Source organism: Streptomyces sp. NPDC053542, from assembly GCF_044544685.1.
Lineage (GTDB): Bacteria > Actinomycetota > Actinomycetes > Streptomycetales > Streptomycetaceae > Streptomyces.
In genome coordinates this window covers 337,695-362,006 of the sequence record NZ_JBITXL010000002.1, presented here as the reverse complement: position 1 = coordinate 362,006, position 24,312 = coordinate 337,695, and the positions used below count along the sequence as shown (strand labels likewise).

19 protein-coding genes are annotated in these 24,312 nt (G+C 73.8%); 12 read left to right on the top strand and 7 right to left on the bottom strand.

Annotation, left to right across the window (positions count from 1 at the left end):
* The first annotated feature begins 417 nt into the window (after nt 1–417).
* Complete coding sequence (locus tag ACIGXO_RS05855; protein WP_399781931.1) at nt 418–1,089, top strand: bifunctional 4-hydroxy-2-oxoglutarate aldolase/2-dehydro-3-deoxy-phosphogluconate aldolase; 672 nt, start codon at nt 418–420, stop codon at nt 1,087–1,089.
* A gap of 100 nt (nt 1,090–1,189) precedes the next feature.
* On the opposite strand, the gene ACIGXO_RS05850 is transcribed toward ACIGXO_RS05855, so the two are convergent.
* Nucleotides 1,190–1,915, bottom strand: coding sequence for an IclR family transcriptional regulator (locus ACIGXO_RS05850; protein ID WP_399781928.1), 726 nt, complete (start codon nt 1,913–1,915; stop codon nt 1,190–1,192).
* A 153-nt stretch (nt 1,916–2,068) separates the two neighbouring features.
* On the opposite strand from ACIGXO_RS05850, the gene ACIGXO_RS05845 reads away from it, so the two are divergent.
* Genes ACIGXO_RS05845 through dmpG form a run of 3 tightly spaced genes read left to right on the top strand, consistent with a single transcriptional unit; the run spans nt 2,069 to nt 4,946 of the window.
* Nucleotides 2,069–2,923 carry a 2-keto-4-pentenoate hydratase gene (locus ACIGXO_RS05845; RefSeq protein ID WP_399780833.1) on the top strand — a complete coding sequence of 285 codons (855 nt, stop codon included), beginning with the start codon at nt 2,069–2,071 and terminating at the stop codon, nt 2,921–2,923.
* On the top strand, nt 2,920–3,918 hold the full coding sequence (locus ACIGXO_RS05840) for an acetaldehyde dehydrogenase (acetylating) (protein WP_399780831.1): 999 nt from the start codon (nt 2,920–2,922) through the stop codon (nt 3,916–3,918). Before ACIGXO_RS05845 ends, ACIGXO_RS05840 begins: the two co-directional genes overlap by 4 nt.
* Nucleotides 3,915–4,946 (top strand): 4-hydroxy-2-oxovalerate aldolase, encoded by a 1,032-nt coding sequence (gene dmpG / locus ACIGXO_RS05835; protein WP_399780828.1) that lies wholly within the window; start codon nt 3,915–3,917, stop codon nt 4,944–4,946. Before ACIGXO_RS05840 ends, dmpG begins: the two co-directional genes overlap by 4 nt.
* Before the next feature lie 47 nt (nt 4,947–4,993).
* Here the strand turns inward: dmpG and ACIGXO_RS05830 are convergent, their stop codons facing one another.
* Nucleotides 4,994–6,211, bottom strand: coding sequence for a macrolide family glycosyltransferase (locus tag ACIGXO_RS05830; protein ID WP_399780827.1), 1,218 nt, complete (start codon nt 6,209–6,211; stop codon nt 4,994–4,996).
* 207 nt (nt 6,212–6,418) lie between these two features.
* On the opposite strand from ACIGXO_RS05830, the gene ACIGXO_RS05825 reads away from it, so the two are divergent.
* Nucleotides 6,419–7,618 (top strand): cytochrome P450, encoded by a 1,200-nt coding sequence (locus ACIGXO_RS05825; protein WP_399780824.1) that lies wholly within the window; start codon nt 6,419–6,421, stop codon nt 7,616–7,618.
* A 163-nt stretch (nt 7,619–7,781) separates the two neighbouring features.
* The gene (locus ACIGXO_RS05820) at nt 7,782–8,693 is read left to right on the top strand and encodes a transporter substrate-binding domain-containing protein (protein ID WP_399780821.1); all 912 of its coding nucleotides are present in this window, start codon (nt 7,782–7,784) and stop codon (nt 8,691–8,693) included.
* 28 nt (nt 8,694–8,721) lie between these two features.
* On the opposite strand, the gene ACIGXO_RS05815 is transcribed toward ACIGXO_RS05820, so the two are convergent.
* From ACIGXO_RS05815 to ACIGXO_RS05800, 4 genes are all read right to left on the bottom strand, one after another.
* The gene (locus ACIGXO_RS05815) at nt 8,722–12,570 is read right to left on the bottom strand and encodes an SAV_2336 N-terminal domain-related protein (protein ID WP_399780818.1); all 3,849 of its coding nucleotides are present in this window, start codon (nt 12,568–12,570) and stop codon (nt 8,722–8,724) included.
* A 5-nt stretch (nt 12,571–12,575) separates the two neighbouring features.
* Nucleotides 12,576–13,475, bottom strand: coding sequence for an AAA family ATPase (locus ACIGXO_RS05810; RefSeq protein ID WP_399781926.1), 900 nt, complete (start codon nt 13,473–13,475; stop codon nt 12,576–12,578).
* A gap of 162 nt (nt 13,476–13,637) precedes the next feature.
* A complete protein-coding gene (locus ACIGXO_RS05805) occupies nt 13,638–15,986 on the bottom strand; it encodes a trypsin-like peptidase domain-containing protein (protein WP_399780815.1) in 2,349 nt (782 codons plus the stop codon).
* A gap of 2 nt (nt 15,987–15,988) precedes the next feature.
* A complete protein-coding gene (locus ACIGXO_RS05800; protein WP_399780812.1) occupies nt 15,989–16,381 on the bottom strand; it encodes a CU044_2847 family protein in 393 nt (130 codons plus the stop codon).
* Nucleotides 16,382–16,547: 166 nt separating this feature from the next.
* On the opposite strand from ACIGXO_RS05800, the gene ACIGXO_RS05795 reads away from it, so the two are divergent.
* The 6 genes from ACIGXO_RS05795 to ACIGXO_RS05770 all read left to right on the top strand — a co-directional run bounded on the left by ACIGXO_RS05795 (nt 16,548) and on the right by ACIGXO_RS05770 (nt 22,606).
* Nucleotides 16,548–17,321 (top strand): GntR family transcriptional regulator, encoded by a 774-nt coding sequence (locus ACIGXO_RS05795; protein ID WP_399780809.1) that lies wholly within the window; start codon nt 16,548–16,550, stop codon nt 17,319–17,321.
* Between the two features lie 89 nt (nt 17,322–17,410).
* Nucleotides 17,411–18,409, top strand: coding sequence for a sugar ABC transporter substrate-binding protein (locus ACIGXO_RS05790; protein ID WP_399780806.1), 999 nt, complete (start codon nt 17,411–17,413; stop codon nt 18,407–18,409).
* A gap of 130 nt (nt 18,410–18,539) precedes the next feature.
* The gene (locus ACIGXO_RS05785) at nt 18,540–19,553 is read left to right on the top strand and encodes a sugar ABC transporter substrate-binding protein (RefSeq protein ID WP_399780803.1); all 1,014 of its coding nucleotides are present in this window, start codon (nt 18,540–18,542) and stop codon (nt 19,551–19,553) included.
* On the top strand, nt 19,550–20,620 hold the full coding sequence (locus tag ACIGXO_RS05780; RefSeq protein ID WP_052868501.1) for an ABC transporter permease: 1,071 nt from the start codon (nt 19,550–19,552) through the stop codon (nt 20,618–20,620). The genes ACIGXO_RS05785 and ACIGXO_RS05780 overlap by 4 nt, the downstream gene beginning before the upstream one ends.
* Nucleotides 20,617–21,465 carry an ATP-binding cassette domain-containing protein gene (locus ACIGXO_RS05775; protein ID WP_399780800.1) on the top strand — a complete coding sequence of 283 codons (849 nt, stop codon included), beginning with the start codon at nt 20,617–20,619 and terminating at the stop codon, nt 21,463–21,465. Before ACIGXO_RS05780 ends, ACIGXO_RS05775 begins: the two co-directional genes overlap by 4 nt.
* Before the next feature lie 160 nt (nt 21,466–21,625).
* A complete protein-coding gene (locus tag ACIGXO_RS05770) occupies nt 21,626–22,606 on the top strand; it encodes an NADP-dependent oxidoreductase (protein ID WP_399780797.1) in 981 nt (326 codons plus the stop codon).
* 3 nt (nt 22,607–22,609) lie between these two features.
* Here the strand turns inward: ACIGXO_RS05770 and ACIGXO_RS05765 are convergent, their stop codons facing one another.
* Nucleotides 22,610–24,241 carry a CocE/NonD family hydrolase gene (locus ACIGXO_RS05765; RefSeq protein WP_399780794.1) on the bottom strand — a complete coding sequence of 544 codons (1,632 nt, stop codon included), beginning with the start codon at nt 24,239–24,241 and terminating at the stop codon, nt 22,610–22,612.
* Nucleotides 24,242–24,312 lie beyond the last annotated feature (71 nt).

Sequence of the window (24,312 nt, the reverse complement as noted above, 5' to 3'; positions counted from 1 at the left end):
TGCTGCGCTGGTCGGAGGGGGCGGGGGGGGGGGGCCGCCGCCCGGGGGGGGGGGACCCCGCGGCGGGGGGGCCCCGGGGGGGGGGGGGGGGGGGGGGGGGGGGGGGGGGCGGGGGGCGCGGGGGGGGGGGGGGGGGGGCCCCCCCCCCCCGCCGCAGTGTTTTCCCCCGAGTTCTCCCCGGCGTGCCGGGCCCCGCGGGCGCCGCCCGGGAACCAAGTCGCACCCCCCGCTGAGGGATTGTCAGCGGTTGCCGGTAGCGTTTCGGTGGAAACAGCGACCGGGCGGGCATCGGCGGCAAAGCGGCCTCAAGGCGGCGACCTGCGGCGGAGCCCGACCACCGGCGCATCGGAACAGTTCCCGGGGGGCACGGCGGCGACGCCGTGTGCGGGAGTGACCATGAAAGGGCGGCGAGCTGTCGTGTACCGCTGGGAGATCACCCGGGCCGCACTGGCTCAGCGCGTTTTCGCCATCGTCCGCAGCGAGACGTACGACCAAGCCAGCGCGACGGCCGACACGTTGCTGTCGGCCGGCATCACCAGCCTGGAGATCTCGCTGACCACGCCGTACGCGCTGGAAGCGGTCACCACGCTCACCCGCGAGCTGGGCGACGACGCGATCATAGGCGCGGGCACGGTCCTGGACGCGGCCTCCGCGCGGATGGCCGTGGACGCGGGCGCCCGCTTCCTGGTCTCTCCCCACCTGGACGCCGAGGTGATCGGCACGGGCCACCGCTACGGCCTCCCGGTCTTCGCCGGCGTCGCCACGCCCACCGAAATGGTGCGCGCGCTGGAGCTGGGCGCCGACGCGCTGCAGCTCTTCCCGGCCTCCGGCCACAGCCCCGGCTGGCTCAAGGACGTCCGTACGGCGCTGCCGCAGGCGCCGCTGCTGCCGGTGGGCGGCGTGACCGTGGAGAACGCCCCGGAGTGGATCGCCGCCGGCGCGGTCGCGGTCGGCATGGGCTCCGAGCTCTCCGCCGGCGACCGCGACACGGTCACCAAGCGCGCCGCGGCCCTCCTCCCGCTCCTCGCCGCTGCCGCCCCGCCGGCCAAGTCCCCGGGCCTCGGCTCGCTGGACCTGTACGACGCCTGAGCGGTACGGACGTCCCGCCTGAGCGGGGTACGGACGTCATGCCTGAGCGGGGTACGGACCACCGCTCATGGCCTCCGCTCACGGCTTCCGCCCGCCCGCCTCAGATCCCCCCGCGCAGCATCCGCGACAGCCCCAGGGCCGCCGTGCGGACGGCCGGGGCGAGCTGGGCCGGGCGGAAGCGGGCGCGGGGGACCGCGACGGAGATCGCGGCCACGGCGTCGCCGCCCGCGAAGACCGGCGCCGCGATGCAGCTGACCCCGGGCACCGCCTCCTGCTCCTCGTAGGCCAGCCCGGACACCTGCGTCTTCTCCAGCGCCATCCACAGCCGCGCCGGATCGGTGAGCGAGTGCGCCGTCAGGCGCGGCAGCGGCCGCGACAGCACCTCCTCGGTCAGCTCGGTACCGCCGAAGGCCAGCAGCGCCTTGCCCAGCCCCGTGCAGCTCAACGGCAGGCTGTGACCGATGTGTGAGGGCAGTTGGAGAGCGTCGTGGCCCTGCATGCGCTCCAGGTAGACCACCTCCAGATCCTCGCGCACGCCGAGGTGCACGGTCTCGCGGGTGGCTTCGAAGAGGTCCTGGAGGAACGGCAGCGCCGCCTCGCGCAGGTCCCGCCGCCGCGGCACCAGTGAGCCCAGCTCGAAGAGCCGGCCGCCGAGCCGGTAGCGGGCATCGTCCGTTCGCTCCAGCCAGCCCAGCCGTACGAGGTCCGCCGCGAGCCGGTGGACGGTCGGCTTGGGCAGGCCCGTGCGCTGTGCCAGTTCCGCCAACCGGTACGGGCCGCCGGTCGGGCGGAAGGACTCCACGATCAGGGCGGCCTTGTCGAGCATGCTCGAACCGCTGTGGTTGCGTGCGTCGTTCCGTGTCACGGAACGAACATTGTCCCCTTGAAGCAGCCACGTCTATACCGGAGCCATCACCGGGGGCCCGCGGTCCGGAAGCCCCCGCCTCCTCTCCGCCCCTGCCGATCAGGAGACCGCTCCATGCCGACCCCACCCGAGCCCGTCCGCGCGGACGGCGCGCCGCCCGCCGTCGTGAAGGCCGCCGACATCCTGGCGGAGGCCGCCCGTACCGGAGTGCCCTGCGCCCCCGTACGCGGCCTGCTGCCCGAAGGCGACCTGGACACCGCGTACGCCGTCCAGCGGCTCACCATCGAGCGTGAACTCGCCGCCGGCGGCCGGATCGTCGGCCGCAAGACCGGCCTCACCTCGCCCGCGGTACAGGCCCAGCTCGGCGTGGACCGCCCGGACTTCGGCGCGCTGCTCGCCGGCATGGCGGTGCCCGAGGGCGAGCCGGTGGCGGCCGGGCGGCTGCTGCAGCCGAAGGTGGAGGGGGAGGTCGCGCTCGTCCTGGGCGCCGACCTGCCGCACCGGTACTGCACCGTGGCGGACGTGCTGCGCGCGACGGACTTCGCGCTGGCCGCGCTGGAGATCGTCGACAGCCGGGTGGCCGGCTGGGACATCTCGATCGTCGACACCGTCGCCGACAACGCCTCCTCGGGCCTCTTCGTGCTCGGCAGCGCCCCCGTGCCCGTGACCCGGCTGGACCTGCGCGCGGTACGGATGACCATGACCCGCAACGGCGCGCGGGTCTCCACCGGCACCGGCGCCGACTGCCTGGGCAGTCCGCTCAACGCAGCCGCCTGGCTGGCCTCCGCGCTCGCCGCGACGGGTGACCCGCTGCGGGCCGGCGATGTCGTACTGACCGGGGCGCTCGGCCCGATGGCGGACGCGGCGCCGGGTGACGTGTTCGAGGCGCACATCTCGGGACTGGGCTCGGTGACGACCCGGTTCGCGGCGGAGACGGAAGCGGCGGAAACGGAAGGAGAGCAGCGGTGAGCAGCGAAAGGCACGCCCCCGGCGCACGCACCGACGCAAGCGCAGGCACACGCACCAAGGTCGCCATCATCGGCTCCGGCAACATCGGCACCGACCTGATGATCAAGGTACTGCGGCTCTCCGAGAGCCTGGAGGTCGTCGCGCTCGCCGGCATCGACCCCGACTCCGACGGCCTGGCCAGGGCCCGCCGCCTGAAGATCGCCACCACCCACGAAGGCGTCGAAGGGCTGGTGAAGCTCCCCGAGTTCGAGGACGTACGGATCGTCTTCGACGCCACCTCCGCCGGGGCGCACCGCCACCACGACGAGGTGCTGCGCGCCCTCGGCCGTACGGTGATCGACCTGACCCCGGCGGCGCTCGGCCCGTACGTCGTGCCACCGGTCAACCTCGACGCCCATCTGGACGCGCCCAACGTCAACATGGTCACCTGCGGCGGCCAGGCCACCATCCCGGTCGTCGCCGCGGTCGCGGCCGTCACGCCCGTCCACTACGGCGAGATCGTCGCCTCGATCTCCTCGCGCTCGGCGGGGCCCGGCACCCGCGCCAACATCGACGAGTTCACCGAGACCACCGCCGCCGCCATCGAGCAGGTGGGAGGTGCGGCGCGCGGCAAGGCGGTGATCGTCCTCAACCCCGCCGAGCCGCCGCTGATCATGCGGGACACCGTGCACTGCCTGGTGTCGGACGGCGACCGCGACGCCCTCGCCGCGGCCGTCGCGGAGATGGTCGCGCGGGTCCAGGCGTACGTCCCCGGCTACCGGCTCAAGCAGGAAGTGCAGTTCGAGAAGGTCGTCGCGGACGATCCGCTGCACGCGCTGCTGCCCGCGGCGGCCGCGTCCGGCGACGCCCTGAAGGTCTCCGTCTTCCTCGAAGTGGAGGGCGCGGCGCACTACCTCCCGGCCTACGCCGGGAACCTCGACATCATGACCTCGGCCGCGCTGCGCACCGCGGAGCGCATCGCCGCCCACCGCACCAGCGAGGTGGCAGCACGATGACCACTCACCAGGCCGGGGCACCGGCCCTGTACATCCAGGACGTCACCCTCCGGGACGGCATGCACGCCATCCGGCACCGGTACACCGTCGAGCAGGCCCGCGCCATCGCCGCGGCCCTGGACGCGGCCGGCGTCGGCGCCATCGAAATCGCCCACGGCGACGGCCTGTCGGGCTCCAGCATCACCTACGGCGTTGGCGCGCACACCGACTGGGAGTGGATCGAGGCCGTCACCGACGCCGCGAAGACCGCCGTACCGACCACCCTCCTGCTCCCCGGCATCGGCACCGTCCGGGACCTGAAGCAGGCGCACGCGCTCGGCATCCGCTCCGTACGCATCGCGACCCACTGCACCGAGGCCGACGTCTCCGCGCAGCACATGGCGGTGGCCCGCGAACTCGGCATGGACGTGGCAGGGTTCCTGATGATGTCCCACCTGGCGGAGCCCGCCGAACTGGCCCGCCAGGCCAAGCTGATGGAGTCGTACGGCGCGCACTGCGTGTACGTCACCGACTCGGGCGGCCGGCTGACCATGGACGGCGTACGCGACCGCTTCCGCGCCTACCGCGACGTCCTCGACCCGGGCACCGAACTCGGCATCCACGCCCACCACAACCTCGCGCTCGGCGTCGCCAACACCGTCGTCGCCGTGGAGAACGGCGTGACCCGCGTGGACGCCTCGCTCGCCGGTCAGGGCGCGGGTGCGGGCAACTGCCCGCTGGAGGCGTTCATCGCGGTCGCCGACCTCATGGGCTGGCAGCACGGCTGCGACCTCTTCCCGCTGATGGACGCGGCCGACGACCTCGTACGGCCGCTCCAGGACCGCGAGGTGCGGGTGGACCGGGAGACGCTGAGCCTGGGATACGCGGGGGTCTACTCCAGCTTCCTGCGGCACGCCGAGGCGGCCGCCGACCGGTACGGCCTGGACACCCGCACCATCCTCGTCGAGGTGGGGCGCCGGGGCCTGGTCGGCGGCCAGGAGGACATGATCACGGACGTCGCCCTGGACCTGGTGGCGGCGCGGGGCTGAAGCCGTGCGCGGGGGCCGGCGCCCGTGCGCCGACCCCCCTCGTACGGTCAGGACAGCAGCGACTCCGCCACGTCGGCCGCCCGCGCCGTACCGCCCTCGGCCCGGACCTCATCCCGCAGCGCGGCCGAGCGGCGGGCCACCTCCGGGGCGGAGGTCAGCGCCAGCAGCGCGCCCCGCAGCGCCTCGGCGGTGGCGTCCGCGGTGTCGATCCGCCGGGCCACGCCGAGCGACACCAACTGGTCCGCGTTGCCGAACTGGTCGACGGCCTGCGGTACCGCGATCATCGGCACCCCCGCGTACAGCCCTTCACTGGAGCTGCCCATCCCGGCGTGCGTGACGAACGCGTCGGCCTGCTCCAGAATCGCCAACTGCGGTACCCAGGAGTGCACTTCCACGTTCTTCGGAACGGCGCCCAGCTCCTGGCGGTCGGTGTCCTTGCCGATCTGCAGTACGACGTGCCACCCCGGCAGCTCCCCGAAGGCCGCCAGGCACTGCCGGTAGAACTCCGGCTGCCGGGTGTAGGACGAGCCCAGCGAGACCAGCAGGACGCGCTCGGCGCCGGCCGGGCGGGTCCAGGTGCCCTGGTCGCTCCGGTCGCCCAGGCACGGTCCGACGAAGGTCACGGCATTGGTGTCCACGGCGTCGGCGTGCGGCTGCATGGCCCGCGGGATCATGGCCACCGCCCGCGCGGGCCGGCCGGAGAACTCTCCCGGCTCCAGCGTCGTGGCCCCGTTGCCGGCCAGCCAGTCGGCGAACTTCGCGAAGTACGCGTCGGCCCCGGGCAGCGCCCGGATCTGCGCGTCGATGTCGTCCTCGCCTGTTCCGCTCCAGCCCACGTACGTCGGCGAGAGCTGGAGTGTGGGCCGCCCCTGGGACTCGGCCAGCGCGCGGCCCGCGTACCCGCCGATGTCGTACAGGTACAGGTCGGCGGGGTCGTCGTCGTACAGCTCGTGCAGCTGCGGCAGCATCTGCACCGCGTCGTCGAAGAAGGCGGTCATCCCCTCGACCGGGTCCTCGGGCCAGGTGCCGCCGGTGACCGGGGGCAGGCTGGAGCGGTACGGGCGCAGCTCGGCGCCGGTCGAGGTGACCAGGTCGCCCAGGAACGGGTCGTTGGCGTACGTGACGCGGTGGCCGCGGGCCACCAGCTCCCGGATGATCTCGATGCTGGGCAGGGTGTGGCTGATGGCGGGATTGCCGATCATCGCGATGTGGGAGCGGCCCGGCGACGTGCCGGCGGCACGGGATGCCGAAGTACGGGAAGCCATGAAGGATCACTCGATTCAGGTCTACGAAGAGCAGGACACGACGGCCCGCCGCCTGTCAGAAGGCGCGGGCGTGCGGCGCGGCGGCAGCGAACCGCCGGCGGGGCGGTGTCAGCCGTAGATCTGGTAGAGGTGCATGTCCTCACCGTAATGTCGTGTGCCGGACGAGACCAACGATTTTTCGAGGCCCAGCGGCCAGGGGGAGCGCAGATGACGGACATCGTCGAACTGGATCGGTTAGGACAGGACTTCACGAGCAATCCGTATCCGCACTACGCCGCGCTGCACGCCCGCGGCCCGGTGCACCGGGTGCGGCTGTCCGACGGCCAGGAGGTCTGGCTGGTCGTCGGACACGACGAGGCCCGGGCCGCGCTCGCCGACCCCCGGCTGAAGAAGGACTGGTCGGCCCACCCGCAGTGGGAGCCGGCGGAGGGCACCCGCCAGCTCCTCGCCAACATGCTGCAGAGCGACCCGCCCCGCCACACCCGGCTGCGGAAGCTGGTCACCAGAGCCTTCACCGGCGGTGCCGTCGAGGCGCTGCGCCCCACCGTCCAGCAGATCACCGACGGCCTGATCGACACCATGCTCGCGAAGGCGACGGACGGCCGCGCCGACCTCGTCGAAGCGCTCGCCTACCCGCTGCCCATGACGGTGATCTGCGAGCTGCTCGGCGTGCCGGACCTCGACCGCGAGCGGTTCCGCCGCTGGTCGGACGCGTTCGTCACCGCCAACGGGCCGTCCGGCAGGGACGGCACGGAGGAAGCCGAGCTCGCGCGCTATCTCGTACAGCTCATCGAGGACAAGCGTCGCTCCCCGGGCCAGGACCTGTTCAGCACGCTCATCCGCACCACCGACGACGACGGCGACCGCCTCTCCGGCGACGAACTGGTGGGCATGGCCTTCCTCCTCTTGGTGGCCGGTCATGAAACCACCGTCGGGCTGATCGCCAACGGCACCCTCGCCCTGCTGTCCCACCCGGACCAGCTCGCTGCGTTGCGCGGTGACTGGGGCCTGCTGGACAACGCCGTCGAGGAGATGCTGCGGTACGACGGGCCCGTGGAGACCAGCACCTGGCGGTACACGGCTGAGCCGGTGGAGATCGGCGGCACGGTGCTGCCGGCCGGGGACACCGTGGTCGTCGCGCTGGCCTCGGCCGCCCGGGACGCCGGCCGGTTCCAGGCCGCCGACCGCTTCGACATCACCCGCGACACCCGCGGCCATCTCGCCTTCGGGCACGGCATCCACTACTGCCTCGGCGCCCCGCTGGCCCGCATGGAAGGCCGCATCGCCGTCCGTACGCTCCTCGAACGCTGCCCGGACCTGGCCCTGGACGCCGACCCCGCCACCCTGGACTGGCGCCCCGGCATCCTCATGCGCGGCCCGGTCCGCCTGCCGGTACGGGTGCGCTGACAGGCGGTAGGCGCGCGAGGAAGAGAGGCGGTACCCGTGCCCTGAAGCCGGTACGGATGCGCTGAAAGGCGCTGCGGGCTTAAGCTCTTGATCTTGCCGAGCCCTTGTCGGCCCATGCCGGCTCAGGAGCTTGCCCGCAGCCCCCGCCGCGTCAGGAGTCGCCATGAAGCGTGCCGTCACGCTGTCCGCCCTCGCCTGCCTTCTCGCCGCCACCGCCGCAGCGCCCGCCGCGTTCGCCGGGGACGGCAAGCCGGAGGCGTCCGCCACGCCGAGCGCGTCCGGCGCATCGGACGCCAAGGACGCCAAGGACGCCAAGGACGCCAAGAGCGGCAAGGCCGTCAAGAAGAAGGTCGTTCACAAGCTCGCGCCCAGCCTGCTGGACACCGTGCCGCGGCGCGGCACGCTGCGGGTGTGCACCACCGGCGACTACCGGCCCTTCACCTCCTGGGACCGGAAGACCGAGACGTACAGCGGCGTGGACATCGACATGGCGCGGGACCTGGCGAAGAGCCTGGACGCCAAGGCGGTGTTCGTTCCCACCACCTGGGCGAGCCTGGTCGCCGACCTGGACGGCGGGCGCTGCGACATAGCCGTCGGCGGCGTCTCCATCACGCTGCCGCGCGCCCGCAAGCTCGCCTTCAGCGAGCCGACCCGTACGGACGGCAAGACGCCGATCGTGCGCTGCGAGGACAAGGACAAGTACCGCACGCTGGAGGACATCGACAAGCCGGAGACGCATGTCGTCGTCAACCCGGGCGGCACGAACGAGGAGTTCGCGCGCTCGCACCTGGATCAGGCGAAGATCACGGTGCACAACGACAACAACACCATCTTCGACGAGATCGTCGAGGGCCGCGCCGACGTGATGATGACGGACGCCAGCGAGACGCTCTACCAGGCCAAGCTCCACCCCGAGCTGTGCTCCGTGCACCCGGACAAGCCCTTCACCTTCGCCGAGAAGGCATACGCGCTGCCGCGCAAGGACTTCCAGTTCAAGGAGTACGTCGACCAGTTCGTGCACCTGGCCAAGCACGACGGCACGTATGAGAAGTACGAGGACGAGTGGATGAAGTGACGGGAGCGGCGCCCGGGGCGGTGCGGGGTCAGTCGTCCGTGCCGTACAGCGCCGCGTACGCCGTGCCCCAGCCGCCCGGGTAGTGGCGGTCCAGTGCGGTGAGTGCCTCGTTGAGGGTCGGGGTCAGGATGCCGTACGGGTCGGTCAGCGGGTCGAAGTAGGGGCGGCCCGGCTGGGCGTCGGGGCGTGCCCGGCCGCTCGTGGTGCGGGCCGGCTCCGGGCCGAGCCAGGCGGCGGCCAGCGCCCGCGCCATCGCCGCCGGCGGGTTGTCCTGCGCGAGGGGCCGGACGAGGCGGTGGTAGCGGCGGACCGGTGAGTCGTCGGAGAAGAGGACGTAGTCGCGCACCGGCGCGCGCCGGACCAGGTCGAACGCCTCGCTCCGGGCCGCCTGGTCCGTCGTCCGCTCGAACACCCGGCTGAGGTACTCCGCTGCGACCGGCAGGTCGCCCAGCGCCAGCGCGTGGTACGCGGCGACCGCTCCCTGGCCATGGTCGCGCGCCCGCAGCCGCAGCGCGTCGTGGGCGTGCCGCCAGGTGAACGCGCCGGTCTCCGGCCGCTCGGCCAGTTCGCGCAGCAGCAGGTGGCGCAGCAGCGGGTGCAGCTGGTCGGTCTGGCCGTCCTGCACGGGCGGGGTGAGCAGGCCGTGCGTACGGAAGTGGGTCAGGGCGCCCTGCGCGCGCTCGTCCGTGTCGCCCCACAGCCCCCAGGCCGTGAACGCGTGGTCCAGGTCGACCGCGGCCGCGGCCCGCGGCAGCAGCTCCCGTACCTCCTCGGGCACGTCCCGCAGCAGTGTGTGCAGCAGGTCGCCCGCGAAGTCCCAGCCGGTGCCCTCGGGCAGCGGTCCGGCCGGCGTGAGCAGCCGGCGCAGCCGGTACGCCCAGTCGGTGTCCGCGGGGAAGCGGGGCAGCGCGTCCAGGAGCGCCGCTACCGCGCCGGGGTGGCCGCGCGTCAGGTCGTGCACGAGGCGGCCGAGCCAGCCGGCCGGGTGCGCGACGGGCGGCCGGGGCAGGCCGCGGGTGCCGCCGAGCGTCGCCGCCGCCAGCTCGGTGACCTCCGCCAGGGACAGCCCGCCGAGCTGGGCGACGACCAGGTCGTCCGCCGTCCGGGTCTCCTGACGATGCGTCAGCCGCCAGTGCGTCAGCTGGAAGCGCAGGTCGGGCCCGGCCAGCTGCTCCGGGTCGACCTGCCGGGGCACGGTCCCGGCGGTGGCCACGGCCAGCAGCGGATCCCAGGCCGGGGTGACGCCGCTGTCCAGCGCCCGGGCGTGGGCCAGCCCCTGCAGGAACTCCTCGCCCACCGGGCAGTCGGCGTTGTCCAGCAGGAGGAGGCAGTTCGTGGTGCGCCAGCGCGAGGGGGCGTAGGCCGTCCGCAGGTCCGAGAGCAGCGCCCGCAGCAGTACTTCGTCCATGATCCCGGCCTCGTCCGGGCGGCCCGCCAGCTGCCGCCGCAGGTACCGCAGCAGGTCACGGGCGCTGCCGTCGCTGCGCCGCGCGACGCCGGCCAGCGCCCGCTCCAGGTGCCGCAGCCGCAGCCGCGGTTCACCGGCCAGCCGCAGCACGGCGCCGACACCGGGCGGCGGCGGTGCGTCCCCGAGCGCCTCCAGACTGCTCTGCAGACCGGCCCGGACCGTACTGGGGACGTCGCCGAGCGGGAAGCGGCCCAGCACACCGCGCGCCGACTCCGCCAGCTCCCTTATGGCACGCGGCGCGGGCGCGAGGGCGAACGCGGTGAGCAGCCCGGCGAAGGCCGGAAAGGCCAGTGTGGAGTGCCGGGCGTCCCCGTGGAACTGCCCGGCCGCCTCCAGGGCCACCTCGGTGATCGAGGTGTACGCGCCGTCCAGGTCCAGCCAGGCCAGCGGCGCGTGCAGTTCCTGGGCGCGGGCCGACAGCTGCCGCAGCAGCGTGGTCTTGCCGCCGCCCGGCGGCCCGAGGAAGAGGTAGGCGGGCAGCTCGCTGTGCGCGTACGGGTCGCGGCGCAGCGCGTCCAGCACCGCCGCCTTCAGCAGCTTCTCGCCGCGCGCCCCGTGCGGGGCGGCGGCAGCGGGCCAGGGAGCGGGGGAGCCGCCGTCGGGGACGCGGGGGCCGGGGAGGACACCGGGCACCGGCACCCGGCCGGCCGCCGTGGCCTGCGCGGCCGCTGCCGCCGCGGCCGCCGTCGTCCTGGGCGGCGCGGTCCGCGCGGCCACCGGCATATCGGTCACCGTCGCGCCGGCGGTCGCCGCCGCCCGGCGCGGCCCCGCCGCCTCCGCCCGCCCGATCCCCAGCCGTACCAGCAGCGCGTCGTTCACCCAGGCGAACGCCCTGGCGTGGTCCGGCAGCCGGTCCGGGCCCGCCGGGTGGGAGATCCAGGCCGGGAAGTCCGGGGAGCGGCCGACCAGTTCGTCCATCCGGCGGCCCACCGTCAGCCCGGTCTCCAGCAGTTCGGCGGTGGGGACGGTGTCGAACAGTATGGCCTTCGTCGCCGCGGGGAAGTCGAACTGCCGCAACCGCTCGGGGACGTCGTGCGCGGCCGGGGGCGGCACGGCGCGCAGCAGCCCGCCGGAGAACACCTCGGCGAGGTGCGCGGTCCCGGCGGGCCAGGACACCGACTCCTGCACCAGCCGCATGGCCGGTACGGAGACCGGCGCGAGCGCCGCGAGATGGGCGGCGAGGCGGTACGCCTCGGGCGAGACGGTGTCGCGGAACCGCAGCACGGCGGCGGTCGCCGCGTCGGTGCCGGGCGGCGGCGCGGGCGTCGCAGCGAGGTCCTCGCCGAGGTCGCCGGCGGCCGCGGGCGCGGTGCGCAGCAGGGGGAGTACGGCCGTGCCGCCGGGCGAGGCGACCAGCCGCGCCCACTCCGCGACGGAGGTGGGGCGCGGCGCCAGGACGGGGATCGGCACGCCGCGGAAGGACGCCAGTTCCGGCGGCAGCCCGGAGGCGGTGACCTGCCAGGTCGCGTTGGCCGAGGCCCGGCCGCGCGAGGTCACCTCCCAGCGGTCGGCCCGTACGCCCGAGCCCTTCCACATCTGCGGCGGCAGCACCTGGAGCACCGCGGTCGGGCCGCAGCGCCCCCACCCCGCGAGCACGTCCCCCATCTGGCCGTCGCGCCACGCCGACCCGATGCCGTCGGTGACGACCAGCACCATCGTGGCGCCGGAGGGGTCCGCGAGGACCGCCGGGTCGCCGTTGGCGGGGCCGTCGCCGAAGGGGCTGCTGCGCAGGCCGGGCCGCCCGCCGCCGCGGGTGTGCAGCCCGTACACCCGGACGTCGCGGAAGGCGCCGAGCCGTTCCAGTACGCCGCGCAGTTCGCCGCAGAGCCGCTGCCACAGCAGCATGGACGTTCCGTCGTCGATGACCAGCGCCAGGTCCAGCCAGCGTTCGCGGGCGGGCAGGATCGCCACGTCCGGGAGCCCGGTCTCGGCCATCGCGTCGACCGTCGCGGCCTCGTCGACCTCGGTACGGACCGGGCTCGGGCGCTGCTGCTGGAGCGGGCGCAGCGCGCGCGAGAGGGCGAGCGCGTCGGTGACGGCCTTGCCTTCGGGGGCGCGTACGGAGACGGCGGGGCGGCCGCCGTCCCGGTCGGGGGAGGTGGTGCGGAGCGAGCCGCCGTGCAGGCCGTGCCCGGCGTCCGGGCGGCGGGGCGCGCGGGCGGGCGCCGACGGGCGGGCCTCGCGGCCGGGGGAGCGGGAGGGCAGCACCGGCTCCCCGTCGGGCGCCTCGGGCGCCGACGGGTCGTCCGGCTCCGGCGGCGCCGCCCCGTCCGCCGGCTCCGGGTCCGGCGCCGCGGGCGCCTCCTCCGGTACGGGCAGCCGGGTGGCCAGCCAGAGCGCGTCCAGCAGCTCCTGCGGCGACAGCTCCATTCCGCTGTCGCCCAGGATGCGGCGGGCCCGCTCCGGCATCGTCGTTACACCGTCCCGCCGAGCCGGTGCAGCACGGCCTTGCGTACCGCCTCGGCGTCGATGTCCACGCCGCCCGCGCGCAGGAAGACGGCGTTGAGCAGCTGATCGGTGGCCAGTTCGCCGAGCGCGCGGCGGTTCAGGAACGCGGTGAGCAGGTCGTCGACCTCGGGCAGGATCTCCGGGCCGAGGTGGGCCGCGATGATCTCGCGCAGCCGGGTCTCGTCCGGGTCGGGCAGGTCGAGGCGGACGCAGCGGCGCAGGAAGGCGGGCGGGAAGTCCCGTTCGCCGTTGCTGGTGATCACCACGACCGGGAACTCCCGGCAGCGCACGCGTCCGCGGTGCACCGGCTCGGTCGCGCCGGGATCGGCGGTGAGCACGTCCACGTCGGCCTGGTCCTCGGGCAGCCGGGCCAGCTCCGGGATCTCGAACTCGCCGCTCTCGAAGACCGCGAGCAGGTCGTTGGGCAGGTCCACGTCGCCCTTGTCCAGCTCGTCGACGAGCAGCACGCGCGGCCGGTCGCGGGGCGCGAGGGCGGTACCGAGCGGGCCGAGCCGGACGAACGTGCCGATGTGCGGCTCCGGTTCGTCCCGGTCGCGGCGGAGCGACGCCTCGCGCAGCCGGCCCACCGCGTCGTACCGGTACAGCGCGTCCTGCAGCGTGGCGCGGCTGTTGACCGGCCAGTGCAGCACCCGGCCCAGCGACAGCTCGTGCGCGATGGCCTGCGCGAGCGAGGACTTGCCCGTGCCGGGATGGCCGGTGACCAGCAGCGGGCGGCGCAGGTGGAGCGCGGCGCTCACCACGTCGGCCTGCTCCGGGCCGATCAAGTACGGGCCGCCGCCCGGTCCGGGGGCGGTGGTGTCCCTGCGCGCGTGACCGAACCGGCGCCAGGGCGGCGCCTCGGGCATCGCGGGCCTGCGGGCCCGGCCGTCGCCGCGGAAGAGCCGCCAGCCGTCCGCGGCGCCGGTGCCGCGGTCGTCGGCGGACCGGGCGGGACCGGGGACGGCGGCGTCCGGGGCCTTGCGGGGGTCGGCGGGTGCGTTCTCGGTGCTCATGGCTCCCTGGACTTCCTACAGTTCCGCTCGCTCGGAAGGGTCGGTCAGATGCGCGGTCAGCGGCAGCGGACGGCCCGGATCGTCCCACACCAGGACCGGGCGGGCGCGGTACTCGTCGGGGGAGCGGCGGGCCTTGGCCCGGTACTCCCGTACGGCGTCGGGCAGTTGGTGCACGCGCGAGGGCGGGTCGAGCGCGAAGAGCCGGCCGCCGTCCGCGTGGTCCCCGCGGTCCCACAGCAGTACTGGTACCCCGCAGGCCAGGCACCATGTGGCGGTCCTGGCGCGGGTGCCGTGCGGGGTGCCCACCACCACGACGGAGGCATCCAGGTCCTCGTCGAGCAGCCCGGCCACCCGGCCCGGATCGTCGTGCGACGGGTCCAGCCGCACCGCGCCCTTCTTGCCGAGCGCCCGCCAACGGCGCCGCCACACGCCGTCGCTGTCGGCCAGCCGCCGGATGCTGGGGCAGCGCAGCACCATCGGATAGCGGGTGCCGACGACCTTGGGCGGCAGCGGGCCCTCGCCCGCGGCGTCCAGGGAGTCCAGGTCGATCTCCAGGTCGCCGTGTTCCACGATCAGTTCGACGGCCGGCCACGCCTGCCCGACCGAGGCGCCGGCCAGCCGGTCCAGGTGCTTGTGCAGGATGCCGACGATCTCGGCCGGGGTCAGCGGGTCGGCGCCCGCGCCGGCCGCGGGCTGCAGCCGGCCGTCGCCCACGTCCGTCCAGAACCCCACGTCGTACCGGCGGGTGCGGCCGTGGCCCGTGCCGCCGGTCAGCTCCACGACCAGCCGCGGCGGCGCGCTCACCGCGGACTGCGCCCACTGGTCGGCGTCGGCGCGCCGGTCAGCGAGGGTGGCCGCGTCGATGCCGAGGTGGCCCGCCATCCGCTCGTTCCACAGCCGCAGTTCGGTGCGCTGGGCGAGCGGGCTGCCCAGCGCCGCGACGAACTCCACCGCGCGCAGCAGCGCCGGTACGCCCGGGGTGCCGGCCGGCACCTGCCGCCCGTCGCCCGCGCGGCTCTCCAGCGCGCTCACCCAGTGCCGCGCGTACGCGGCGAAGACCTTCGGGTCGCTGAGCCCCGTACCGTCCACCACCTCGTCCGGCAGTGGGTACGGGAACGCGCTGCGGGTGGCCTCGGGGACCCGCCGCCGGACGTCGTCGGGGAGCGTGCCGAGCAGCTGCAGCAGCGCCTGCTCCTCCCACGGCGACATCCAGCGGTCCGTCAGGCGCGGGGTGAGCCGGGCCAGGTCGCGCAGCGCGCGGGCGTTCACCGGGTCGTACGGCGCGAGCACCTCGGCGAGCGCGGGCACCGCCCGGTCGACGGTCAGCAGGACCTCCGTCCACTCCTCCAGGGTGGGCAGCGAGCCGTCCTCGGGGTGCGGCAGCCGGCACCGCTCGGCGAAGCGCGCCGCGTGCTTGCGCACATGTGCCTCGTCGGGCAGCGCGCGGTCCAGCAGTACCCGCAGGTCCTCGCGGAGCCGGTCCGGGGCGCGCTGCTGGGGCACCGGGTCCGTGCACTCCGCGAGCAGCGCGCGGGCGCCCGCGGCGATCAGCTCCTCCTTGATGACCTGCCAGGAGAACGACCAGCTCAGCCTGGTGGTCATGGCCGGGTCGTAGGGGCCGGTGCCGTGCGTGACCATGGCGGCGACCAGCCCGACCGCGCGGTGGTCGCCCACCGACCAGACCGGGCCGCCGCTGTAACCGCCGCGGATCGCCGCGCCGGTGGGCCGTCCGTGCACATAGCCGATGCCGCCCTCGCAGGAGGCGATCCGGCCGTACGCGGTGTGCTCGGGGTCGCCGGTGCCGTACCGGGCGCGGACGGTCTGCGCGTCGGTCATCGCGGTCCAGCGGGGCGGGGTCACGCCGGGCGGCGGGTCGCCGGTCAGCTCCAGTACGGCGAGGTCGCCGCGCCAGCGCCGGGCGCCGGGCGGCACGGGGGAGTGCCGCTCGGGGAACTGCTCGTCCCGCGGCGGTATCCAGTGGGTGAGCCGGGCGGTGCCGCGGGCGTCGCGCGCGGCACCGGGGAAGCCCACGGTCAGCTCCACCGTGCCGGGGTGGGAGTGCTCCAGGCGGTCCCGGCCGGCCGCGAGGTTGACGACATGGGCGCAGGTGAGGACGTGCCGCGGGGTGAGGCAGACGCCGGCGCCGACCGTGCGGACGCCGCTCCGGGGAAGCGTGGGAGAACCGGACGGGTACGTGCCGAGCGCCGCGCCACCGAGCGGCGTGGCGGCGAACGGGGGCCGCGCGGGCGGCGCTTCGCCGTCCACCGGGGCGGAGTCCGTCCCGTACACCGTGATCAGTCCGGCCCGCTCGTCCGGCGACGCGTCCTCCCCGGCGCCCTCCGCGCCGGCGCCGAACCACCGCACGGTCAGCCCGCCTGGGCTGCGGTGTCCGGCAGCTGCCAGCTGGCGGTGATCTTCATGGCGGCCTGGGCGCTGCCCCCGGCGATGCCGAGCTTGAGGTCCTGCCCGATCTGCACGCCGAACTCCACGGACAGCTCCCGCGGAGGGTTCTCGGTGCGGGCGACGGAGTCGTGCACTTCCTGGAGCAGCGGTCCGAGCGGGCTGAGCACCGCCCGCAGCCCGTCCCCGGCGAGCGCGGCCATCCGCTCGCCGGCCCGGCCCACGGGCTCGACGGTGCCGGCCCCGTCGGGCAGATCCGGGCGCGCCGCGGGCACGGTGGGCACGGGCGTGCCGACGGGGGCGAGGGCGAGGCGGACCAACGTGCGGTCGGACAGATGCAGTTCGGCGTACTCCGGCATCCGTCCATTGTGCCGCCTGCGACCCCTGTGGCCACCCGTTTCTCCCGATCGGGGGCGCGTCGGCGCGACGGCGGGCGCGCGTCGCCCGGAGCGCGGCGTACGGTATGTCCGGACAATGTGACCTCTGGACTTCCCGTCATGGGCGGGGGCGGATACCCTCGGCCACGTGGGGAAACACGAAGCAGACACCGCGGGCGCCGAGGGCCCTGTTCAGTTCAGCGTCGACCGGAGCAGCCCGGTCCCGCTGTACTTCCAGCTGTCCCAGCAGCTGGAGGCCGCGATCGAGACCGGCAAGCTGGCCCCGGGCAGCCTGCTCGGCAATGAGATCGAGCTCGCGGGACGGCTGGGCCTGTCCCGGCCGACCGTCCGGCAGGCCATCCAGTCACTGGTGGACAAGGGGCTGCTCGTCCGCCGCCGCGGCATCGGCACCCAGGTCGTGCACAGCCAGGTCAAGCGCCCGCTGGAGCTGAGCAGCCTCTACGACGACCTGGAGGCGGCCGGCCAGAAGCCCGCCACGAAGGTACTGCTCAACACCACCACCGAGGCCACCGCCGAGGTCGCAGCCGCCCTCGGCGTCGCCGAGGGCGCGGAGGTCGCGCTCGTCGAGCGGCTCCGGCTCACCCACGGCGAGCCCATGGCCCACCTGCGCAACCACCTCCCGCTCGGGCTGATCGAGCTGGAGACCGCGCAGCTGGAGAGCACCGGCCTGTACCGCCTGATGCGCAACGCCGGGATCACCCTGCACAGCGCCCGGCAGGCGGTCGGCGCGCGGGTGGCCGACGCGGCGGAGGCCGAGCGGCTGGCCGAGGAGGAGGGCGCCCCGCTGCTCACGATGCAGCGCACGACCTTCGACGACACCGGCCGACCCGTCGAGTTCGGCTCGCACGTCTACCGCGCGTCCCGTTACGCCTTCGAGTTCCAGCTCCTCGTGCGGCCGTAAGAATGTTCTGACAAACCATTGACGCGGTTCGCCGTACGCCGCTACAAACACCTCCAGCCGCACTCGCGCGGCAGAGGAGGCGGTTCACGATGCGTACCGTACGAAGCGTCCGCGCGGTCGCGGCAGCCCTCGCGGCGCTCGCCCTCGCCGCCGGCTGCAGCGGCTCCGGCGGCAAGAAGTCCGAAGAGGGCGCCGCGTCCGGCGCCTCGGGCAAGGCCGCGGACACGCCCCGCATGACCATCGGCATGGTCAGCCACTCCGGCGAGGGCGACACCTTCTGGGACATCGTCCAGACCGGCGCCGAGCAGGCGGCGAAGAAGGACAACGTGAAATTCCTCTACGCCAACGACAAGGAGGGGTCGCGCCAGGCCGAGCTGGTCCGCAGCATGACGGACCAGAAGGTGGACGGGCTGATCGTGACGCTCGCGAAGCCCCAGGCCCTGCAGTCGGCGGTGCGGGCCGCCGTGAAAGCCGGTATCCCGGTGATCACCATCAACTCGGGCGGCGAGTACTCCCAGCGGTACGGCGCCCTCACCCACATCGGCCAGGACGAGTCCGTCGCGGGCCGGGCGGTCGGCGAGGAGCTGAACAGGCGCGGCCGCGAGAAGGCGCTGTGCGTGATTCACGAGCAGGGCAACGTCTCCCTGGAGGACCGCTGCGCCGGCGTGAAGAAAGCTTTCGACGGTACGGTCGAGAACCTCAACGTCGACGGCACGAACGCACCGTCCTCGCAGTCCTCCATCGAGGCGAAGCTCCAGTCGGACAAGGGCATCGACGCGATCGTCACGCTCGGCGCACCCATGGCCGCGATCTCCGTCAAGGCCAAGGACCAGGCCGGCAGCAAGGCCGAGGTCGCGACCTTCGACCTCAACGCCGCCGTGGTGAAGAGCCTCAAGGCGAAGGACATCACCTTCGCCGTCGACCAGCAGCCCTACCTCCAGGGGTACGAAGCGGTCGATCTGCTCTGGCTGAACCGGACCAATGCGAACGTACTGGGCGGCGGCCGTCCGGTGCTCACCGGCCCGGCCCTCGTGACCGGCGAGGACGTGCCGGCGCTGGAGAAGTACACCGCCCGCGGGACCCGCTGACCCCGGGACCAGCAGGCATAACGGATACTTGGCGGTTGGGCCCGATCCGTCGGGCCCACGGAATGACTACGGACAGTGAGATCCGCGGGATCCCATCGATTCAGCGATCCAACGAGAAGGGCACGACCTCGTGGCAAGGGTTCGGACAGGGGCACGCGCGCTGGGCGCCGTGCTGGCAGGGGTGCTCGGCCTGGCCCTGGCGGGCTGCAGCGCCACCGGCGGCAAGCGCGCCGAGGAGGCGCGCGAGGCGCAGGTGGCCGGCGGCCGGGCGGCCGTGAACACCCCGAAGTGGACCTTCGCCATGGTCAGCCACTCGGGCGACGGCGACACCTTCTGGGACATCGTGCAGAACGGCGCCAAGCAGGCCGCCGCCAAGGACAACATCAAGTTCGTCTACGGGCACGACAAGGAGGGCAGCCGGCAGGCGCAGCTCGTCCAGTCCTACATCGACCAGAAGGTCGACGGACTGATCGTCACGCTCGCCAAGCCGGACGCCATGAAGGGCGTACTGGCCAGGGCCGAGAAGGCCGGCATCCCGGTGATCACCGTGAACTCCGGCTCCGAGGTCTCCGGGAAGTACGGCGCGCTCACCCACGTCGGCCAGGACGAGTCGATCGCCGGCGAGGCGGTCGGCGAGGAGCTGAACGAGCGCCACAAGAAGAAGGCATTGTGCGTCCTGCACGAGCAGGGCAATGTCGGCCACGAGCAGCGCTGCGACGGCGCGAAGAAGACCTTCGAGGGCACGATGAAGAAGCTGTACGTCGAGGGCACCAACATGCCCGACGTGCAGTCCTCCATCGAGTCCCAGCTGCAGGCCGACCCGAAGATCGACTCCGTGGTCACGCTCGGCGCCCCCTTCGCCGCCACCGCCGTGAAGGCCAAGGACCAGGCGAACAGCAAGGCCGAGATCGACACCTTCGACCTGAACGCGCAGGTCGCCGACGGGCTGCGGGACGGCTCGCTCGGCTTCGCCGTCGACCAGCAGCCCTACCTCCAGGGCTACCAGGCGGTGGACCTGCTCTGGCTGTACAAGTACAACTCCGACGTCCTCGGCGGCGGCCGCCCGGTCCTCACCGGACCCCAGGTGGTCACCAAGAAGGACGCCGCCGCGCTGGCCGAATACACGAAGCGGGGGACCCGATGAGCACCGCCGCACCACCCGCGGAACCGCAGCCCGCCAAGCCGACCGAGGGCCCGGACGAGCGCCTCGTGCACCGCTCGCTCGCCCGCCGCCTGATGGGCCGCCCCGAACTGGGCGCGGTGGTCGGCGCGATCGCCGTGTTCCTCTTCTTCTCGTTCGCGGCCGACACCTTCCTCCAGGCGGACAGCCTCTCGACGGTGCTGTACGCCTCCTCGACGATCGGCATCATGGCCGTCCCCGTGGCGCTGCTGATGATCGGCGGCGAGTTCGACCTGTCGGCCGGCGTCATGGTCGTCAGCTCGGCGCTCATCTCGTCGATGTTCAGCTACCAGATGACCGCCAACACCTGGGTCGGCGTCGGGGTGTCCTTGCTGGTCACCCTCGCCATCGGGGTCTTCAACGGGTTTCTCCTCACCCGGACGAAGCTGCCCAGCTTCATCATCACGCTCGGCACGTTCTTCATGCTGACCGGCCTGAACCTCGGCTTCACCAAGCTGATCAGCGGCACGGTCTCCACGAAGTCCATCGCCGACATGGAGGGGTTCGAGTCGGCCCGGGTGCTCTTCGCCTCCCACCTCACGATCGGCGGCGTGGACATCCAGGTCACGATCCTCTGGTGGATCGCGCTGATCGCGCTCGCCACCTGGATCCTGCTGCGCACCCGCGTGGGCAACTGGATCTTCGCGGTGGGCGGCAACGCGGACGCGGCCCGCGCGGTCGGCGTCCCGGTCACCAAGACCAAGATCGGCCTGTACATGGGCGTCGCCTTCGCCGCCTGGATCTCCGGCCAGCACCTGCTGTTCTCCTACGACGCGATCCAGTCCGGCGACGGCGTCGGCAACGAATTCCTCTACATCATCGCGGCGGCCGTCGGCGGCTGCCTGATGACCGGCGGCTACGGCTCGGCGATCGGCGCCGCGGTCGGCGCCTTCATCTTCGGCATGACCAGCAAGGGCATCGTGTACGCCCAGTGGAACCCGGACTGGTACAAGTTCTTCCTCGGCGCGATGCTGCTGCTCGCCACGCTGCTGAACGCCTGGGTACGCAAGCGCGCGGAGGCGAGCAAATGAGTACCGCGACCGACTCCGAGCCCCGCACCGACGCGGGCACGCCGCTCGTCGAGCTGAGCGACGTCAGCAAGTACTACGGCAACGTCAAGGCCCTGGAAGGGGTCTCGCTGGAGGTGCACGCGGGGGAGATCTCCTGCGTGCTCGGCGACAACGGCGCCGGCAAGTCCACCCTCATCAAGATCATCGCGGGGCTGCACCAGCACGACGCCGGCTCCTTCACGATCGAGGGCGAGGAGGCCCGGCTCTCCTCCCCGCGCGAGGCGCTGGACCGCGGCATCGCCACCGTCTACCAGGACCTCGCCGTCGTCCCCCTGATGCCGGTCTGGCGGAACTTCTTCCTCGGCTCCGAGCCCACGAAGGGCTTCGGCCCCTTCAAGCACCTCGACGCCCGCGCGATGCGCGAGACCACCCGCTCCGAGCTGCTGCGGATGGGCATCGACCTGCGCGACGTCGACCAGCCCATCGGCACCCTCTCCGGCGGCGAGCGGCAGTGCGTGGCCATCGCCCGCGCCGTCTACTTCGGCGCGAAGGTCCTCGTCCTGGACGAGCCGACCGCGGCGCTCGGCGTGAAGCAGTCCGGCGTGGTCCTCAAGTACGTCGCCGCCGCCCGGGACGCGGGCCTCGGCGTCGTCCTGATCACGCACAACCCGCACCACGCCTACCTCGTCGGCGACCGCTTCGTCCTCCTCAAGCGCGGCACGATGGCGGGCAGCCACCTCAAGTCGGAGATCGCGCTGGAGGAGCTGACCCGCCAGATGGCCGGGGGCAGCGAACTGGAGCAGCTCAGCCACGAGCTGGAGCGCGCGCAGGGCCCGGAGCACCTGGGCGGCCACCCCATGCACTGAGGCGGCGGGGCGTACGGGTGCCGGTGGCCGGGTACGGGTGCGGCGCGCGGAACGGCTTCCGCGGGGGCGCCGGTGCTCGGCGGTAGCTTCGCCGGTAGGGGAGTCGAACGACCCCGCGGCGCGCCCGCGCCGAGTACGCCACACGCACAGGAGGCACGACATGACCAGCGCCCCGAGCGGCGGGACCACCATGCGCGCGATCACCCAGGACGCGCTCGGCGGCCCGGACGTCCTGCGGATGTCCGAGGTGGCGCGGCCGGAGCCACTGCCGACCGAGGTGCTCGTACGGGTGCACGCCGCGGGTGTGAACCCGGTGGACTGGAAGACCCGCCAGGGCGGCGGCATGGCGGCCGTGCTCGGCGACCCGCCGTTCACCGTCGGCTGGGACGTCTCCGGCGTGGTCGAGGAGGTCGGCTTCGGCGTGCACACCCTCGCCGTGGGCGACGAGGTGTACGGCATGCCGTGGTTCCCGCGCGAGGCCGGCGCGTACGCCGAGTACGTCACGGCCCCTTCCCGGCACTTCGCGCGCAAGCCGGCACTGCTCAACCACGAGCACGCCGCCGCCGTGCCGCTGGCCGCGCTCACCGCCTGGCAGACGCTGGTCGACACGGCCCAGGTGACCTCCGGGCAGCGGGTGCTGATCCATGCCGCGGCCGGCGGCGTCGGCCACTTCGCCGTGCAGTTCGCCAAGCACCTCGGCGCCCACGTCATCGGCACCGCGAGCGCCGCCAAGCACGACTGGCTGCGCCGCCTGGGCGCCGACGAGCTGGTCGACTACACCGCCGTGCGCTTCGAGGACGAGGTGAGCGACGTCGACGTGGTCATCGACCTGGTCGGCGACGACAAGGACGACACCAGCACCCGGTCGCTGGGCACGCTCCGCTCCGGCGGCCTGCTGATCGCCGTGCCCTCGGGCGTCGCGCCCGAGCTGGTGGACACCGCCCGCCAGCTGGGCCTGCGGGCCTGCGGCTTCCTCGTGGAGCCGGACGGCGCGGCCCTCACGAAGATCGCCGAACTGATCGACAAGGGCGTGGTGAAGGTCGAGGTGGAGGACGTCCTCCCGCTGGAACACGCCGCCGAGGCGCACCGCCGCGGAGAACAGGGCCGCACCCGCGGCAAGCTCGTCCTGAAGGTGGACTGACGCTCAGTCCCGTACCCCGGTGGGAAGCGACAGCGCCGATCCCCCGTGCAGGGTGATCCGCGCCGGTACGAGGGTGGTGGCGTCGGCCGCGGGCTCCCCGGTGCCGGGGTTGCGGGCGTAGCGGGGGTGCGCGCCGCCGCTGAGCTGGAGGCGGATGCGGTGCCCCGCGGCGAAGCGGTGGGCGGTGGCACTCATCGGCACGGTGACCTCCGAGGGGCCCGGACCGGCGGCTGGCAGCCGGAGCAGCCCGTCGCAGACATTGGTGGCACGGTTCCGTCCGTCCACGTCGCACAGCCGGGCGAAGACATCCGCGTAGCCGGTGTCCGTGGAGATCCGCAGCCGCGCGGCGACCGGGCCGAGCACGTCGACGGGCTCGGTCAGCGGCGGGCCCGTGAACGTCAGGACGTCCTCCCGCGCCTCCAGCGCAGCGTTGTCGCGGGGGCCGGCTCCGGGGGAGAGCAGCGGACCGCCCACGGACGGGGTGGGATCGGCCGGGTCGTAGCGGAGGGACGCCAGCGGCGCGGAGTCCGCCGGGGGCTCCCGGGTGAGGTCCCCGTGCGCGGTGGGGTACCAGTCGGTCGTCGCGGGCGCGGGTGGCCAGTCGTCGAGGTCCCGCCAGGCGCCTTCGCCGCCGACGTGCACGCGTACGGGGGTGGGGCGCAGGCCGGCGGGGTCGCCGCACAGGTGCGCGCGCAGCCAGCCGAGGCTCTCGGTGAAGACCTCGGGCCAGCCCAGCCGCATCGCGGAGGTGTGCGTCCAGGGGCCGACGAGCAGGGTGGTCGCGCGGCCCGCCCGGCGCAGCCGGTGGTACTGCGCGAAGGTCTGGTCGGCCAGCGCGTCGTGCCATCCGGCGATCAGCGCGGTGGGCACGCCCGGCCGCTCGGCGGCCGCCGCCATGGACGTGCCGTGCCAGTGCGGGTCGTCGGCGTCCGGGTGCGTCAGCGCACCGTCCAGCCAGGGCACGTCCCCGAGCGCCGGTACGTGTGCTCCGCGCAGCGGCAGCGCGGTGGTGATCTCGCCCAGCCGGCGCTTCAGGCGCAGCATCGCGCGGACGAGGGGCACGGTCCCTCGGTGCTGGTACGTCATGCCCGCGCCGACGGCGAGGGCGTTCTCCAGGTGGAAGGCGCCGCCCGCGTGGAAGAAGGCGTGCGGGTCGTGCAGACCGGCCTGGATCACCATCGCCTTGAGCTCTGCCGGCGGATCGAGCGCGAGCGCCCACTGCACGTACCCCAGGTAGCTGGCGCCGACCGTGCCGAGCGTGCCGTTGAACCAGGGCTGCCGCCGCAGCCAGGCCACGGTGGCCCGGCCGTCGGCGGCCTCCTGGCGCCACGGGTCGAACCGGCCGCCCGAGCCTCCGGTGCCGCGGCAGCTCTGCAGGAGCACGTGGAAGCCCTGTTCGGCGAAGAGCATGCCGTACATGGGTGACCAGGGCAGGCCCCGTCCGTAGGGCGAGCGCACGAGGAGGGTGGGGAAGTCGCCCGCCGCGCGGGGGAAGTAGTGGTCGGCGCGCAAGGGGCTGCCGTCCGCCCCCGGCACCACGAGCCCCGGTTCCCAGCCGGCTTTGTACCGCTTGGCCGGGAGCCCGCGGAAGGTCGCCCGCATCATCCGTGCGGACAGCGGTGGTTTCGGTGTCATGCGTGTTCTCCCCCTCGTGCCCCTCCAGTATTTCCGTACACTGTACGAGAATAGTGGGACGCGAAGGAAGG